The sequence below is a fragment of the Neolewinella lacunae genome (assembly GCF_014349155.1).
Lineage (GTDB): Bacteria > Bacteroidota > Bacteroidia > Chitinophagales > Saprospiraceae > Neolewinella > Neolewinella lacunae.
This window is the reverse complement of record NZ_JACSIT010000063.1, coordinates 1-15817: the sequence shown is the minus strand read 5'-3', so window position 1 is coordinate 15817 and position 15817 is coordinate 1. Positions and strand designations below refer to the sequence as shown.

Below are 15817 nucleotides of genomic sequence, written 5' to 3'. Positions count from 1 at the left end.
CCCGGTTTTCGCGCTGGGCGGTAAGCACCGGACGCTCAAAGGTTCATTTTCCAGACAGAATGAAGGTTTCCGCTGCGCTCATCTTCGAGGTCCGGAAATCGACCTTTGAGCGTCCGTCCTACGCTGCTGCTACGGCGGTCACGCATTACCTACGCTGCTGTCTCGCCTATCCCTCGCGGTAGCGTATTCACTCATTCACGCATTCGCTACCTAAACCCCAACCCAAAACCGCAAGGGATCGATTGCCTCTTTCTTCTTCCCAATCATCACCTCAAAGTGGAGATGGGGCGTGGTATTTTTCGCGTTGCCCGTATCGCCGACGGTGCCTAAGACGTCGCCAGCTTTTACGACATCGTCTTCGGCTACCGACCAGGAATCGAGGTGAGCGTAGTAGAACAGCCGGCCCGTGCCGTCGCGGAGGTAAACCTGCTTGCCGCCGCTGCCGCTATCCCGAACGGTCTCGATGAAGCCATCGGCTGCGGCCACCACCGCCGTTCCGCGGGGCGCTTTGATGTCGATGCCCTTGTGGGTGCGTTTGCTGCCGCGCTTATCGCCAAACACTGAAATGACGTGCTCGGGACCGTGGCCTTCTACGGGGAAGGTCAGTCCACTGCTGTACTTGTAATTGACGGGAGCGGGCTTCCTTACCGGCAGGGCTTTTACCGTTTTCGGCTTCGCATCAGCGACCGCGGGGGCGGGTTCCGGCAGGTGGATGATGGGCGCTGGCTGGGCGGGTCCCGACTTCAGCACGATGGTCTTTTCTCCAATCTCCAGGCGGGTGGCGGGCAGCGACTGGTGGATTTTCAGGCCCACCAAACCCATGCACAGCAGGAGCTCAAGGGCCAATATTTTGTAGAACATGCAAAATGCGTTGTTGCAAAAATAACCGACGGGCGGAGAGGAATGTTGTCTCCGCCCGTCGGCCGAAGGTACGGTGCGTTCTTCTATAGCTTAACCACCCGCCGGTAAATCACGCCCTGTGCCGCTCCGAGCTCCAGCAGATAAGTACCGCCGGGAAGGCCCCGGAGGTTGATCTGACGGAGGTCGCCCGAGAGGTCGCGGACGGTGCGGCCCGTCGTTTCCAGCAGGCGGATGCGGCTTAGCGCAGGCAAATTGCCGCCCAGGAAAAGCTGCTCCTCTCCGATGGGGTTGGGGTAGAGGACCAGGTCCTGGCCCCAGGTGGGTTCGCTGGCGGAGGTGCCTCCCATCACCATCAACCCTACGGTGCTGCCTAGAATGGGGGCCGATTGCTGGTCGGCCAGGATGAAGGCATTGGGGATGATGGACAGGTTGGCGGTGTAGCTTTCGCTGGTGTTCGGATTCTCCGGGGTGAAGGTGATACGGCAGACTTCTCCGCCGGGCGTGGTGGTGTTGATTTGGTCCTTGCGGCTCAGGGCAATTTCGAGTCGGCCGGGCGTGAGTTCATTGACGCGGGCAATCGTCAGCAAATCATTGCCCAGGAAGGAGTTGCTGAAATCAACGCTGATGGAGCTGCTGGAGATTTCGTCGGGGGAAAAAGCCACGGTGAAGGCCAGTCCGTAGCCTACGGCAAAGGGATCATTCCCATCCCCCAGGCTGACGGCCAGTGTGGCGGCTTCCCCAACGTTGAGCTCGGGGCTTTCGATGGTCAGCTGGGGCGCTTCGGGCACGACAGAGCTGGCATCGGGTGCCGGAATGAAGGCGGTAGTCATGCTCTGGGTATAGAAATTGTCAACGGTGGCTAAGTCGCCCGCGCCCACCGTTCCATTGCCATCGGCGTCCGCAAGGGCGTGGTTGAGGCCGCTGTTGAGCTCGCCCGGCCAGCGCAGTCCTTGCTGGGGGAAAAAGACCGTGCCGTCGTCATCACGCGCTGGCCCGGTGCGGCCGTGCAACAGGCCGATGTTGAGCAGGTCGCGGTGGTCCACCTGAAAGTTGTTGTCGGTATCTCCCGGCAGTACCGTGGTGGCCAGGTCGGGCCCGAAGTTCAGGCTCCCGGGGATGGTGTCAAAGGGAAAAGAAGTGATCGTGTTTTCCTGGACGAACTCCGGTTCCCGAAATCCGCTGAAGGTGATTGGCGTACTGCCGCTGGCGTTGACGCCATTGAAGCACAATTCCATGATGGTCGTTCCCGCCGGCAGCGTGATGCCCGTCAGGTCATCGGTCAGGAACGCCACTACGACATTGTCGGGCTCCGGCATCGCTACCCGCGCAGCATTCAGCTCCAGCGGATTGGCACCGTAACGGAGCTCCACAAAGTCCACTTCGCGGGGATCCCAGGCCACGGAAAACTGGACCGAAGCGATGGCCGGAAAGCTATCGGCAATGACGGGGACACACATGATCTCATTGCCAATGGCCACCACATTGGGAACCCGAAGCTGTACACGCTGCTGGCCCACCAAGGTGGCCGCAAGCAGCAGAAAAGCGGCAAAAAATAAGGAGCGTGATAAAGTTTGTTGCATTGTGTTGTTCATTGGGGAAAAGAATGGGAGGCTTGTTTCCGCGCCCAAAATCGGACGGGCAGGGAGGGAACGGACCGGGCAAATACCCTGCCCGGCGTTTCGTTGTTACTGTAAAGGTAAGCGCTGGTTCGGAAATTTGCCGTCCTGGCCAAGTGCTTAGGTTGCGGAGGCAATTTCACTGGCCAGGCTTTTCCCCGGGCGAGTGGAAGCGCCGGCGGGATACTACTCTTCTTCCGATGCCGGCAGGGAACTGTCTTCCAGGTAATCCGGGAAATGCCGTTGCAGGATCTCGAGCAAATATTCCTCCTCCAGGGGCTTGCTGTAGTAACCTGCGACATTGCCACGCACTTTCGCTTGTTCCAGGTCGGGCGAGTCAATGGAATTGCTGAGCATAGTCAGGATGATTTCGCCCTTGTGCATGACGGCCAGTTTATCGTACTCATCCAAAAATTCCCAGCCGTTCATGCCCGGCATGTTGATGTCCAGAAAGATGAGCGTGGGGCTGGGGAAGCCTCCCTGGACCATCTCCGTTACCAGATACTCCAGCGCCTCCTCGCCGCTGTACACTACCTTGATTTCGTCGGTAATACCGGCTTTGCGGATGATTCGGGAGTGGAAAAAATTGTCTGACTCCGAGTCATCAATGAGCAATACCCGCTTAAGCTTCCGCTTCATCGCGATCATAATCCTGTTTTTTTAATGTGAAATGGAAGGTTGACCCTTTACCGAGTTCGGAATCTACCCAGATATTTCCGTGGTGGAGATTAACAATTTGCTGACAAAAGGCCAGCCCGATGCCTTGTCCCTCGTAACTTTTTGCGGCATTCAGGCGATTAAACATCTCAAAAATTTTCTTTTGATTCCGGGGGTGGATTCCGATCCCATTGTCTTTAACACTGATCTGCACGAAGTCCTCCGTCTCATGGCAGCTGATGTCGATAACCGGGGGTTGGTTGGCAGGACTAAACTTTAACGCATTGGCCAACACGTTCTGGAACAACAGCAGTAATTCCATCCGGTAGCCTTGAATGGTTGGTAAAGGAGCCGAACTTACGGTAGCCCCCTTCTCCTCAATAGCACTATCCAGTACGTGCAGCGTATCCTGCAAAGCAGCGCTGAGATCCACTTCCTCCGGCGCGGCGCTGGTCCCCAGGCGCGAGTAGGCCAGAAGTCCCGCAATGAGGTTGCGCATATGGTTGGTGGACTTATGGATGAAGGCAAAGTACTGCTTGGCGTCTTCGTCCAAACGGTCCCCGTAGTCTTCTTCGAAAAGGCGCACGTAGTTGCTTACGGTTCGGAGCGGCTCGCGCAGGTCGTGGGAGGCTACAAAGGCAAAGTTGTTCAGCCGCTCTTTTTTGGCTTTCAGTCGCTCAATGAGGCCACGGTTCTGCCGCACGGTTTCATCCTTTTGCTGGTTGATTTTGGCCAATTCCTCCAGGCTCTGGGCCAGCTCGCGGTTGCTTTCCTGTAAACTGACCTGGGTGGCTACCAACTTAGCAAAGACCGGACGCACCTTGCCGATCAAACCAAACAGACTGATCAGGATAACGACCATCGAAAGGGCGATGAGACCAATTACCACTTTTCGCCAGGTGCTACTGGAGCGGGTGCGCTTGGCCAATAAATTGTCTTCCTCCGCTGCGAGAAAGCCAGCAATCGTTTCGATGTTGACCATGTACTTCTGCCCGAGGTCGGTGTTGAAAATCTGTAGTGCCTCCTCCGTGCGTCCCTCCTGTACCATGTTGATGGTATGGTCCATCTCCTGGAATTTTTGCCTGGTAAGCTTATCGATTTCCGCCGCACGCCTCCTTTGTTCGGGGGCATCGCCGATCAGCTCTTCCAAGCCCGCGTAAACGGACGCGTAGCTCGCCACGGCGGCATAATAGGGGTCCAGGTAGTTGGAGTCTGTACTCAATAGGTAGCCCCGCTGGCTGGTTTCCGCTTTGCGGATTTCGAGCAGCAACTTCTCCAGCTCATTCTTTACCTGCCAGGTGTGCACCACCTCGTTCATCGTAGCGCTGGTCCGGGCAGAAGAGAAAGCTACCAAAGTCAAAATTGCTACCAGGGCCACAATCAGGTAAAAGAGATACTTCAGGGTATCGTCTGGGAGGGCTTCTGATTTGATCTTAGGAATCACTGACGCGTTTGGTTTTGGTTCGCTGCGGGTAAAATGTATGCTGTCCGGTGGTGTGCAACTACCCCTTCCACCGTGTGGTTAAACGCAGCGGACAATTTGAGCGTTCGCACAAGAATACTAACTTCAGCACTCCTTTACACTATTCATGCACCTTCAGCTTTCTACCCCAACGCTAACGCTCTTCGAAAGTGCGCTGTTTCAGACGGTCACTACCTGCTACAGTACCCCTGAATATACCCTGCTGGTAGACCCCAACTGGCTGCCCGGTGAGGTGGAAAGCATCGCTGCCCACGTCGACCGGGTGGGTGCTGGCAAGCCGCTTTACCTCTTCTTTACCCACTCCGACTACGACCACATCATCGCCTGGGAACGTTTCCCCGGTGCCATCACCCTGGCTTCGGAGGCATTCACCGGCCATCCTGACCCGGAAAGTGTTTTGCAGCAGATCCGGGATTTCGATGAAGACAACTACATCGTCCGTCCGTACCCCATCACCTACCCGCTTATTCGTCATCCCATTGCCGGCGACGGCACTGCGCTGCTACTCGGAACCGACGAATGGCGCTTCTACCAATCTCCCGGCCACAACCGCGATGGGCTAATTGCTTTCCTCCCCAGCCAGGGCATGCTCATCGTGGGTGACTATCTGAGCGACGTAGAGTTTCCTTTCGTGGAGCACTCTTTTGCCGACTACCGGGCTACCCTCGATAAGGTCGACGGCCTGCTGCAGTCTGGTGCCGTCCGCATCCTCATCAGCGGCCACGGACCCCACACCCGCGATCCGGCAGCAATGCAACAGCGGCTCCGGGAGAGCCGGCAGTACCTGGCAGATCTGGAGCGGGCCGTTCGGGAGGGCATTGACTTTGACCAGGCTGCCCTCTTCCAACGCTACGCTTTTCCCCGTAGCCAACGGCCTTACCACCTGGCCAACGTCGCCCGGGTGCGGAGCGAAATGGCGGAAGCCGATTAATCCGCCCGCCAGCGGGATATCCTGCCTCAGCCCACTGCCCCCGCCCCCGTCCAGCGTCGTATCTTTGGGCCGTGAAATTCGAAGATTACCCCCTCGCCCCCGAGATCAAGCGCAGCATCGGCAAGCTGGGCTGGAAGCGCCCCACTGACATCCAGTACCGTGCCATCCGCCACATCCTGGAAGGCGAAGACGTGATGGGCATTGCGCAAACCGGCACGGGCAAAACCGCCGCCTTCGCCATCCCCGTCGTCCAGATGATCCACACCGGCCGCGAAAACCAGCGCCGTAAGGATGGGATCAAGTGCCTCGTCATGGTCCCCACCCGCGAGCTGGCCCTCCAGTTGAACGAAGTATTCACGGCCCTGGCCAAGGGCACCCGCGTCAATGTTTTTGCCCTCACCGGCGGCGTGGAACAAGACCCCCAAATTCAGCAATTGCAAGACGGAGTCGACATCCTAATCGCCACCCCGGGCCGGATGTTTGACCTGCTGAACCAGAAAATCCTGCGCCTTGAACGCGTCAATATCCTCATCCTGGATGAGGCGGATTTGATGCTCGACCTCGGTTTCATCGCAGACATCCGCGGCGTACTTGGCCACCTGAAAATGCGGCGGCAGACCCTGTTTTTCTCCGCAACCATCAACGAACAGATCAAAAAACTGGCCTACACACTGGTCAAAAAGCCGATCCGCATCCAGATCTCTCCCAAGGATCCCATCTCCCGGAACGTCGACCATTCTGTCATCTTTATTGAGATGGACGACAAACGCTTTTTTCTGGAACGCTTCCTCAAGGAACATCCCGATGCTAAGATTTTGACCTTCGTTCGCACCCGCGTCCGCGCCCAAAGGGTTCACGATGCGATGCTCCGCGTTGGCCTGCCCAGCCTCGTCCTGCACGGTGAACTCGATCAGGACGCGCGCAACGCAGCGCTGGAGGCCTTCCGCAACGGCGAGCAACGGTTGATGATTGCGACCGACCTGAGTGCACGTGGGATCGACATCCCCGACGTCACCCACGTCATCAACTACGATTTGCCCGATCAGGCAGACAATTACGTCCACCGTGTCGGGCGCACCGGCCGGGGGGAGCGGCGCGGGATTGCCTATTCCTTCTGCGCACCGCAGGAGCACGACCGGCTTCGCGCCATCGAAGCATACACCGGGACGGAGATCAGGGTGGTGGAACTAGACCGCCAGGAATACCGCGAAACCCTCCACTTCAGCCGGACGGACAATATGTCCATCGACGAACTTTTAAAAGAAGCAGAGAAGTGGGAAAAGAAAAAGAAGTAACGCACCAGTCTCCCTACTCAAACTTAAAACTGTAAGTGAGCGAGGCGATCGGTGCCCCGAAAATCGTCAGGCGGTAGCTGCCGAGCGGACTGTTGCCAAAAATGGCCGTAGGGCTGCCCGGGTCGCGGCCCTGGTAGTAAATATTGTAGGCGTTTTTGCGGCCGTAGAGGTTGTAGACCGTCACCGTCCAATCGCCCACCCAGCGCTTTTTAACGAGGCGGGGGTTGTGAATCGTCCAACTGAAATCCAGGCGGTGGTAAAGCGGCATCCGGTCGTTGTTCCGTTCCAGGAAGATGGGAATCGGCTGGTTGTCAATCGTCAGGAAGCCGTTGGGCACGGTGTAGGGCCGATTGCTCTGGACGACGAAGTTAAAGCTGACGCGGTTGGTGCGCCCGTCGTCAATCGTAAAATTGGAGTTGAAGGTGTGGGGTTGATCGAAGTAGCCATTGTACCATTCGCCGCCGTTGACGCTGGTGCCGAAAGTAGGCCCGGGCACCCGGTTGCGGCTGCGGGCGTAGGCGTAGTTGATCTCTCCGGTCAGGGTGCCTGTCCGCTTTTTCACTCCAATTTCGACGCCGTAAGCCTGGCCCTGGCCCTGGATGATGTCAGTCTCCACCCGGGGATTGAGGAAAAACTCGGCACCGGGCTTGTACTCCAGCAGGTCCTCAATGGCGCGGTAGTAGGCTTCCACACTGATCTCGTAGCGGCCCAGTCCCGGAAGGAAATAAGCGCCGGAACTGACGAGCTGGCCCCGCTGCGGCCGCACATTGTTGTCGGCCACCTTCCAGCGACTGCTCGGCACCGGCGTTGTGGCGTTGAAGATGTTTTGGAGGTACTGCCGGCTGCTGGCGTAGGCGGCTTTGAGGCTGACTTTAGGACTGAGCTGGTGGCTGATGCCTAGCCGGGGCTCCAGGCCGCCGTAGCTGTGCATAACCTGTCCGCCGGCAAAACTCCTGGTACTTTCCAGAAAGGGATCCTCCACGATAGGGCTATCACCGTAAGAACGTTCCTCCCCCGGCCCCAGCTGCAGGAAGTGGGTGTACCGCAAGCCCAGCGAAACCCGGGTCTTTTCGCTAAGCATCCACTCGTCTTCCACAAAAATGCTGGCCTCCAGGGCCTGTTCCTGGTCCAGTTGTACTGCCGCGACCGAGGGCGCACCGCCGGGGTCTAAGGTTCCGGGGTTCAGATCATAGCGCTGTAACTGGATGCCTCCGAAGTAATGGTGCCCCCCCCGCCCCTGGGTTTCCAAAATGGACTGTAGGCTGGTGTAACGGATCTGCGACGCGAAGCTGACCACATTTTCGGTATCCTCCTGCGGAAAAAGGACCTGCGGGCGGTGGTTGGAGCGCACCAGGCGGGTCTGCAGGCTCGTCCGGTCACTGAAAATCTTTAGCCATTCGGCCGTGCCGTTGAGCGTGAAGTAGTCGTTTTGGTTTTGCCGGGCCACAATGCCGTTGAAGCGGTTGAGCAGGTCAATCTGGTAAAAATCTTTGCTGTAAAAACCCACCAGGGTAAAGATGTTGCTGGGGTTGGGTGTGTAGCGCAGTTTCACCGTGCTATCGAAAAAGCGGCTTTCGGTATTCTTGAGCCGCTCGATGCTGGTGAAGAGGAAATCGCTCAGGCCAGCGCGCCCGCCCGCCAGCAGTTGCAGTTTTTTGTTTTTCGTCAGGGGCGTTTCAACGCTCAGGTGGCTGGAGACGAGGCCAATGCCACCCTGCATCTTGAAGTGGTTGCTGCTGGGGTTGCGCGAACGCACGTCGAGCACCGAAGCAATCCGCCCCCCGAAGCGGGCAGGAATGTTGGCGCGGTAGAGATCAACACTCCCCAGGGCATCGGGGGTGAAAACGGAAAAAAGCCCGAAAAGGTGGGTGGGGGTGAAAATGGGGGCACCGTCAAAAAGGACCAGGTTTTGGTCGATCGTGCCCCCCCGGATGCTCAGGCCGTTGCTGGCTTCGCCGGCGGAATTTACGCCTGAGAGCAGTTGCAGGCCCCGGAATACGTCGACTTCCCCGAGGGCTACCGGGAGGATTTCAATGTCCGCAATGCTCAGCCTTTCCACGCCCATCATCGGCCTTTCCAGCCGCTCGCTGGCGTCGTTGGAGCGCACCTCGATGGTCTGCAGCACCTGCGCGGTAGGCGTCAGTTCCAGGGTAATGCGGGTGGAGGTACTGCTCAACAGCGTCTCCCGCCGCAGGGTTTCGTAGCCAACAAACGAGGCTAGAATGAAGTGCTTGCCGCGGGGCAGGGTTAGCGTCAGGTCGCCGTTTTCGTCGGTCGTTCCGTTGCTGTTGCTGCCTTCGATTTGTACGTTGACGAAGCCCAGGGCACTGCGGGTGCTGGCGTCGATGGTGGTCATTTTCAGCGTGGTGCTTTGCCCGAAAACCGGCGCTGCGAGGGCAAAGAACAGGATGGCAGTGGTAAACAATCGCATTGGGGAATAGTAGCTGGGCGCTGGCGCAGGTGCAAAGGTGACAGAGAGGCAGGGTTGGGGTAGGGGAGGCGCGTTCATTCGCCCCAGCCTTCTGGCCGAATGCGGGTGCGGGTACCTCCTTCGCAGGGTGCGGTTGGGGGGGAAGGATTGACTGGCTCAAGAATGATCTGGCTGTCAAAGGGCAGCGGCATGCCGCCAAAAGTGTCCTGGTCAATAAAGATCCGTTCCTGGCTGACGCTGACTACACCGACGAAGCCCAGCACATTGGTGCCCAGCGGACTTACGTCGGCCAGATTGCCAACTAAAGCTGCTGGCAGGGGCGCGTTCAGTCCGCCGGAACCTTCGGCGAGGCCCTTGAGGGTGAGATAAAAGTTGTAGGCGGCCGCCGAGGTGCTGAACAATTGCACGTCGAAAAGCAGCTCTCCACTCGAATCGTAGTTGTCTCTGCCGGCCTCCAGACCCGTCACGCGGCGGCCGTCGCTGAACTCATCGGTGAAGACATTGATTTCCTGGCCACTTGAACTTATCCAGCAGGCGGCGTCGCAGAGGTAATCCCAGCGTCGCACGAAGCGGGTGTCGGGCCCTGCAATGCATTCCCCGTTGCGCCAGCGCGACCGTTCACAACTTGCGCAAACGGCAATCATCTCGTAGGTCGTCAGCCGGAGTTGGTAGTAATTGCGCTCGCCGGCCGGGTCCTGGAGGTCTGCTTCCAGGAGAAAGGCCGGGATGAAGCGGTCGCGGGAAATACTGAAGTAGGCCTCCTGCTCGAAGCGTACCCGCACATTTTCCAGGGGGACGGGGGTGGGTACTGGCTCGGGTTCGGACTCTACCAGTTCCCCCTGCGGCGTTGTCACCCGCAGGAAATAGGAGCGGCCAGACTCGGCCACCCAGCCTTCCGGGGCACGGAAGCGGTTGGTGGCGGGGATGGCCTCCCAAAACACTTCTTCGCCGTTCTCGGCAACTGCGCTGACGACCGCGCCGGGGACGGGCGAGAGCGTATAGTCACCGAACAGAATTTCGTTGCGCGCCACGCTGACTTCACTGTAGCCCGGGGCATCGCTGATCCGCCCCTCGATGAGCAGGAAACCGGTTTCAAATTGGTAAACGGGCACCACCGCGTCTACGCAGTGGGGAAGGGTTATTGCAACCAGTAGCAGAAAGAGCAGGCGCTGAAAGAGGGGCATGATACCGAAGCTTAGGCGGGCAATATAACACAACCTGGCCTCCGGGGCCTTTTTTCTTCAACCCGTTGTGGCTGCCACCCAGCCAAAATGCCGTTGACAAACCGTTAACAAGATTTCAACACCCATTGGGGAGGTGCCAACGTTTGCTGCATGATCTTTGTCCCGTCGAAGGGAGCTAAATACGGTTTCCCGGGACAAATATTATTTCACACGGATCAATTACCATCCAACATGTTCAAGCATATCCTTTCTTTCGTAGCCGTCTTTGCACTGGCTTTCTCCTTCACCTCTTGCAGCTCTGGCAACGACGAAGTGCGCAACGCGGCTGCACAGACCATCCAGACCACCACGCCCGCCACTGGCGAAGTTCCCGGTGAGCCAAGTGTTGCCGTTCCCGCTGGCCCCATCACCACGATGGCCTTCGAAAACAACGGTACCTGGGACTTCGGCACCGTAACCGACGGTGAAGTGGTCAGCCACACCTACAAGTTCACCAACACGGGTTCTGAGCCCCTGATCATCTCTGACGCTAAAGGTTCTTGCGGCTGCACGGTTCCTTCTAAGCCAACGGCACCCATCGCACCCGGTGCTACCGGTGAGATCACCGTCCAGTTCAACTCTAAAGGTAAGCCCGGTGCCCGCGACCAGAAGGTAACGGTAACGGCCAACACCAACCCCGCGCAGACCTTCCTGCACATGACGGGTACGGTTAACCCCGATCCTAACGCCGTAACGCAGTAATTGCCGCCCGGCTGGCCTTCTGGCCAGGAAAGAACGCCCCTCCCGGTTTGCCGCGGAGGGGCGTTCTTGTCTTACCCCCCGCTCCTCATCCCGACTCCCCCCTTCGGGGGGCCGGGGGGGGGAGCACCTGCGGCCGCGCCCTCGGTTGTCCCTGCGCTGACTATCTTTGCCTTTGCGCTAAATCCATTGCTCTATTTCAGCTAAATCTCCCTTGCTTACTACCCGTCGCTTGTTGCGTTGGACCCTCGGCAGCGCGGTGGTCTTGTTCATCAGTTTTCTGTACCCGAACAACCAGAAATTTCCGTTCACTTTTGAGCGGGGGCAAGACTGGCATTACGCCGACCTGGAGGCTCCCTACGATATTCCCATCCTCAAGCCCGAGGAGCAACTGCGGGCCGATCTGGCCGCCGTACGCGAGCGCGCTACCCCGGTTTACCGCTTCGACCAGGAAATCGTCCGGGAGGCCCGCGCCGACTTTTTGGCGGAATTCAAAACCAAACTCGACAGCGCCAAGGCGCGCAACCAAAACCAGGACATCCTGGCCCAACCCGAACGCCACCGCCGCTACGGCCTGGAGGTGATCGATAAAATTTACCAACGCGGCATCATCAATGTGCGGTCCGAGGATTACCGGGACCAGGGCATTGACCACGTCATTACCGTCGTCAACGGCAATGAACAGCACAAGGTCTCCGTGTCCAATATCTTCACCCCTGGCGACGCCGTCGTCTGGCTGTCGGACAGCCTGTTTTATACCGACCTGAAGTCGCCGGAGTTTTTGCTGGAGCTTTTGCAGGATAAATTCCGCCACAACATCTTCTACAGCGATTCGCTGACGGTACGGCTGCGCGAGCAGGCGCTCGACCAGGTGAGCCCCTACAACGGTCTGGTGAAGGCCGGCGAAACGATTATCCGCCAGGGCCAACCGGTGACGGACGACGCTTTCCAGAAGCTGGTAAGCTACCGGAAAATGTACAACGAAGACCTGGGCGGACAGGCGACCTTTTGGTCCGTTTTCTGGGGTTTTGCGCTGCAGATTGCGCTGGTGGTGATCCTGCTTTTTTACTACGTCCGGACCTTCTTCCCGCAGGTCTACCTCCGCTGGAAAAACCTGGTCTTTATCCTCCTCTGGCCCGTCCTTTATGCCCTGATGATGTGGGCCATCGACCTCTCGCCGGAGATAAATGCCTACCTGGTGCCCTTCTGCATTGTGCCGATTGTGATCCGGATTTTTTACGGGGAGCGGCTGGCTTTTTTCATCCACGTTTCGGTGGTGTTGGTGGCCAGCTTCCTGACGCCCCAGGGTTATTCGTTCACCTTCCTGAGCATCATGGCCGGGGTAGTGGTGATTGTGATGGACATTGACACCCGGGACATGGGACGCTTTTTCCGGAGCCTGCTGCTGCTTTACGCGTTCTATTGCGTGGGCTACCTGGGCCTGGAGCTTATGCGTGGGGGGACGTGGCGAACGCTGGACTTTAATACCTTGCTCTGGATTGCGGGCAATGCTTTTTTGGTGTTGCTGGCCTATCCTCTGATTCCGCTGCTGGAACGCATCTTCGGACTCATTTCCCCGATTACTTTGGTGGAACTTAGTGACATGAACCGCCCCCTGCTGGAACGGCTGGCCCGGCACGCACCGGGGACCTTGCAACATTCACTCAACGTGGCCAACATGGTGGAGCAGGCTGCCCGGGCGATCGGAGCCGATGCCCTGCTCGTCAAAACGGCTGCCTTGTACCACGACATTGGCAAGATCGAGAACCCCGAGTATTTCATCGAAAACCAGAACGGACCGAGCCCCCACCAAAAACTGGGTCCCAAGGAAAGCGCTGCCATCATCATTGGCCACGTCAGTACGGGCATCAAACTGGCCCGGCAGGCGGGCTTGCCCGAGGTGCTCATCGACTTCATCCGCACCCACCATGGGACCACCCGGGTCGAGTATTTTTTCCGTGCCTACCTCAAGGACCGTTCCGAAGACGAAGTAAGCGATAAGGAATTCCGCTATCCCGGTCCGCGCCCCAGCACCAAAGAGCAGACCTTGCTGATGATTGCCGACAGCATTGAAGCGGGTTGCAAAAGCCTCAAAAACCCAACCGAGGAGGAATTATTTGCCTTTGTGGACAGCATCATCCGCGGCAAACTTACCTCCGGCCAGCTGGAAGAAAGCCGCCTCAACTTTTACGAACTGGAAACCTGCCGAGACATCTTCAAGGGCATCATCAAAAGCGTCTACCAGATGCGGATTGCCTACCCGGCACGGGAGGAAGCGACGAAGGCCACGCCCGCTCCACCGCCCCTGCTGGAGGAAGAGTAAGCGCTTAAAGCTCCTGCTTCACTGAGGCCACCAGTTCCCGGGCGCGGGCTACGGAGGGGGCCTCGGCGTAGATCCGCACGATGGGCTCGGTATTGGAGGCCCGCAGGTGTACCCAGCCGTCGGGGAAGTCGAGTTTCAGTCCATCCACGTCGTTGGTGGGGATTCCGGGGAAGGCGGTCCGGACGCGTCGGAAGGCGGCGTTTAGATCGTAGTTGGCGTCTACGTCCAGTTTGTCTTTGATCATTTCGTAGTGGGCGTAGGTGTCGCGCAGGTGGTTGATGTCCTGACCGGAGGTAGCCAGATGGCTCAAGACCAGGGCGAGGCCGATCAGGGAGTCGCGGCCGTAGTGCAGGTTGGGATCAATGATGCCGCCGTTGCCCTCGCCGCCGATAACGGCACCGACGGATTTCATCATTTCCACTACGTTCACCTCGCCCACTGCGGCGGCATGGTAGGGCTGCCCGTAGCTGGCGGCCAGGTCAGCCACGGTACGGCTGCTGCTGAGGTTGCTGACTACGGGGCCGGGGGTGTGGCGCAAGACGTAATCGGCGACCACGGCCAGGGTGTACTCCTCGCCAATCCAGCGGCCACCGGGGCCAACGAGGGCCAGGCGGTCAACGTCGGGGTCTACGGCAATGCCCAGATCGGCATCGCTGTTGCGCATGCGTGCTATGAGGTCGGTGAGGTTTTCAGGTAAGGGTTCGGCGCCGTGGCCAAACTGCCCGTTCAGCTCTCCGTACATCACTTCGCAGGTTACGCCCAGAGCTGCGCAGAGGGGCGGGATGGAGATGGCCCCGACGCTATTGACCGCATCGAGGACCACGCGGATTTCGGCGGCGCGGATGGCCTCGACGTCCACCAGTGGGTGCGCCAGGACGGCGGCGATGTGGTGGTCTAAGGCTGTGGGGTCGGGCGTTACCGTGCCCAGTTCATCCACCGGGCAGTAGGTGATGTCGCCCGCAGCTACGATGGCGAGCAGGTCGGCCCCGGCGGCGGCGGAGATGAATTCCCCCTGCTCGTTGAGCAGCTTCAGGGCGTTGTACTCCCGGGGGTTGTGGCTGGCGGAAAGGATGATGCCGCCGCCGGCGCGGTGCTGGACTACGGCCATCTCCACGGTGGGCGTAGTCGCGTAGTCGCAGTCAATCACGTCAATGCCCAGGCTCTGGAGGGTGGCAACCGTCAGGGCCTTGACCACCGGACCGCTGGGGCGACCATCGCGGCCGATGACGACCAGCGGCCGGGCACCGCTTTGCAGGAGCCAGGTGCCGTAGCCGGCTACGTTGGAGACGATGTCTTCGGGCGTCAGGTTGTCACCGGCTTTACCGCCAATGGTACCACGGAAACCGGAAATGGATTTTTTAAGAGGCAAGGGTCGAGCAATTGGAGTGGTTGAAGAAATGGCAGTCGGCCCGGCTTGGGGACAAAGTGCGGCCCAAAGGTAAAGCAGCTTAGTGGGCCCGGGGGAATGCGTGTTCTTCTTTTCTGAGGGCTCCACCCGACGGAAGAGCGGGCACCTGAAACAGGGTAGGAGGTCTTACTGCGCAGCGTTCTACCTTTGTGCTACGCAAAACTCTGGCCCATTGAACCTCGACTACGCGCTTTTTGATGCCATCAACCAGGGCCTGGCCCATCCCTGGCTGGACGCCATCCTGCCCACCTACCGGGAAAAGACGACCTGGATACCGCTGTACCTCGTCATGGTTTACTTGCTCCTCCGGCAGTACGGCTGGCGGTCGACGCTTTACCTGTTGCTGGCCGTTGCGGTGGCGCTGGCGGTGGCAGACCAACTGGCGGCCAGCGTGCTGAAGCCGTGGGTGGGGCGTCTGCGGCCCTGCGCCGAGCCGGCGGTGGCCGATCACGCCCGCATCCTCATTCCCTGCGGCGGGCGCTTTGGTTTCCCCTCAAACCACGCCACCAATCACTTTGCACTCGCCACCTTGCTGTCCCTTACCTGGTTGCGTAAGGCCCACTGGGGCTGGCGGGCGGGCCTGTTTCTCTGGGCGGTCAGTATTTCCCTCGCCCAAGTGTACGTTGGTAAGCACTATCCCGGGGATATTCTTTGCGGGGCTGTTCTGGGAAGCCTGGTGGCTTGGGGAGTGGCTTGGGTTTATGGGCGAATGATTGAATGAGCGAATGCGTGAATGCGTGAATGCGTGAATGCGTGAATGCGTGAATGCGTGAATGAGCGAATGCGTGAATGAGCGAATGCGTGAATGAGCTGCCGCACGGGGCACGCTGCCGCACAGGACAATAATGAATAATTGAATAATTGAATAAGCTGCCGGGATAGTTCAATTA

The 15817-nt window shown here is 58.7% G+C and carries 12 protein-coding genes; 5 read left to right on the top strand and 7 right to left on the bottom strand.

Features of this window, described 5'->3' with window-relative positions; genetic code table 11:
* Nucleotides 1–210 precede the first annotated feature (210 nt).
* The 4 genes from H9S92_RS03970 to H9S92_RS03955 form a co-directional block, all read right to left on the bottom strand.
* Nucleotides 211–861, bottom strand: a complete 651-nt coding sequence (locus tag H9S92_RS03970; protein WP_187465422.1) for a M23 family metallopeptidase — start codon at nucleotides 859–861, stop codon at nucleotides 211–213.
* Between the two features lie 83 nt (nucleotides 862–944).
* A complete protein-coding gene (locus H9S92_RS03965) occupies nucleotides 945–2441 on the bottom strand; it encodes a T9SS type A sorting domain-containing protein (protein ID WP_187465421.1) in 1497 nt (498 codons plus the stop codon).
* Nucleotides 2442–2663: 222 nt separating this feature from the next.
* A complete protein-coding gene (locus H9S92_RS03960) occupies nucleotides 2664–3116 on the bottom strand; it encodes a response regulator (protein WP_187465420.1) in 453 nt (150 codons plus the stop codon).
* Entirely contained in the window at nucleotides 3100–4578 is a 1479-nt protein-coding gene (locus H9S92_RS03955) for a sensor histidine kinase (protein WP_187465419.1), read from the bottom strand. The genes H9S92_RS03960 and H9S92_RS03955 overlap by 17 nt, the downstream gene beginning before the upstream one ends.
* Before the next feature lie 145 nt (nucleotides 4579–4723).
* Here H9S92_RS03955 and H9S92_RS03950 point away from each other — a divergent pair, with 145 nt between their 5' ends.
* Nucleotides 4724–5548 (top strand): MBL fold metallo-hydrolase, encoded by an 825-nt coding sequence (locus H9S92_RS03950; RefSeq protein ID WP_187465418.1) that lies wholly within the window; start codon nucleotides 4724–4726, stop codon nucleotides 5546–5548.
* A gap of 71 nt (nucleotides 5549–5619) precedes the next feature.
* Nucleotides 5620–6843, top strand: a complete 1224-nt coding sequence (locus H9S92_RS03945) for a DEAD/DEAH box helicase (protein ID WP_187465417.1) — start codon at nucleotides 5620–5622, stop codon at nucleotides 6841–6843.
* A gap of 13 nt (nucleotides 6844–6856) precedes the next feature.
* Here the strand turns inward: H9S92_RS03945 and H9S92_RS03940 are convergent, their stop codons facing one another.
* Both H9S92_RS03940 and H9S92_RS03935 read right to left on the bottom strand, forming a co-directional pair.
* Nucleotides 6857–9274 carry a TonB-dependent receptor gene (locus H9S92_RS03940; protein ID WP_187465416.1) on the bottom strand — a complete coding sequence of 806 codons (2418 nt, stop codon included), beginning with the start codon at nucleotides 9272–9274 and terminating at the stop codon, nucleotides 6857–6859.
* A 74-nt stretch (nucleotides 9275–9348) separates the two neighbouring features.
* Complete coding sequence (locus H9S92_RS03935; RefSeq protein WP_187465415.1) at nucleotides 9349–10458, bottom strand: DUF4249 family protein; 1110 nt, start codon at nucleotides 10456–10458, stop codon at nucleotides 9349–9351.
* Between the two features lie 231 nt (nucleotides 10459–10689).
* Here H9S92_RS03935 and H9S92_RS03930 point away from each other — a divergent pair, with 231 nt between their 5' ends.
* Nucleotides 10690–11199 carry a DUF1573 domain-containing protein gene (locus H9S92_RS03930; RefSeq protein ID WP_187465414.1) on the top strand — a complete coding sequence of 170 codons (510 nt, stop codon included), beginning with the start codon at nucleotides 10690–10692 and terminating at the stop codon, nucleotides 11197–11199.
* A gap of 211 nt (nucleotides 11200–11410) precedes the next feature.
* Nucleotides 11411–13519 (top strand): HD family phosphohydrolase, encoded by a 2109-nt coding sequence (locus H9S92_RS03925; protein ID WP_187465413.1) that lies wholly within the window; start codon nucleotides 11411–11413, stop codon nucleotides 13517–13519.
* A 4-nt stretch (nucleotides 13520–13523) separates the two neighbouring features.
* On the opposite strand, the gene glmM is transcribed toward H9S92_RS03925, so the two are convergent.
* Nucleotides 13524–14888 carry a phosphoglucosamine mutase gene (gene glmM / locus H9S92_RS03920; protein WP_187465412.1) on the bottom strand — a complete coding sequence of 455 codons (1365 nt, stop codon included), beginning with the start codon at nucleotides 14886–14888 and terminating at the stop codon, nucleotides 13524–13526.
* 211 nt (nucleotides 14889–15099) lie between these two features.
* Here glmM and H9S92_RS03915 point away from each other — a divergent pair, with 211 nt between their 5' ends.
* Nucleotides 15100–15648 (top strand): phosphatase PAP2 family protein, encoded by a 549-nt coding sequence (locus H9S92_RS03915; RefSeq protein WP_187465411.1) that lies wholly within the window; start codon nucleotides 15100–15102, stop codon nucleotides 15646–15648.
* Nucleotides 15649–15817: the final 169 nt, after the last annotated feature.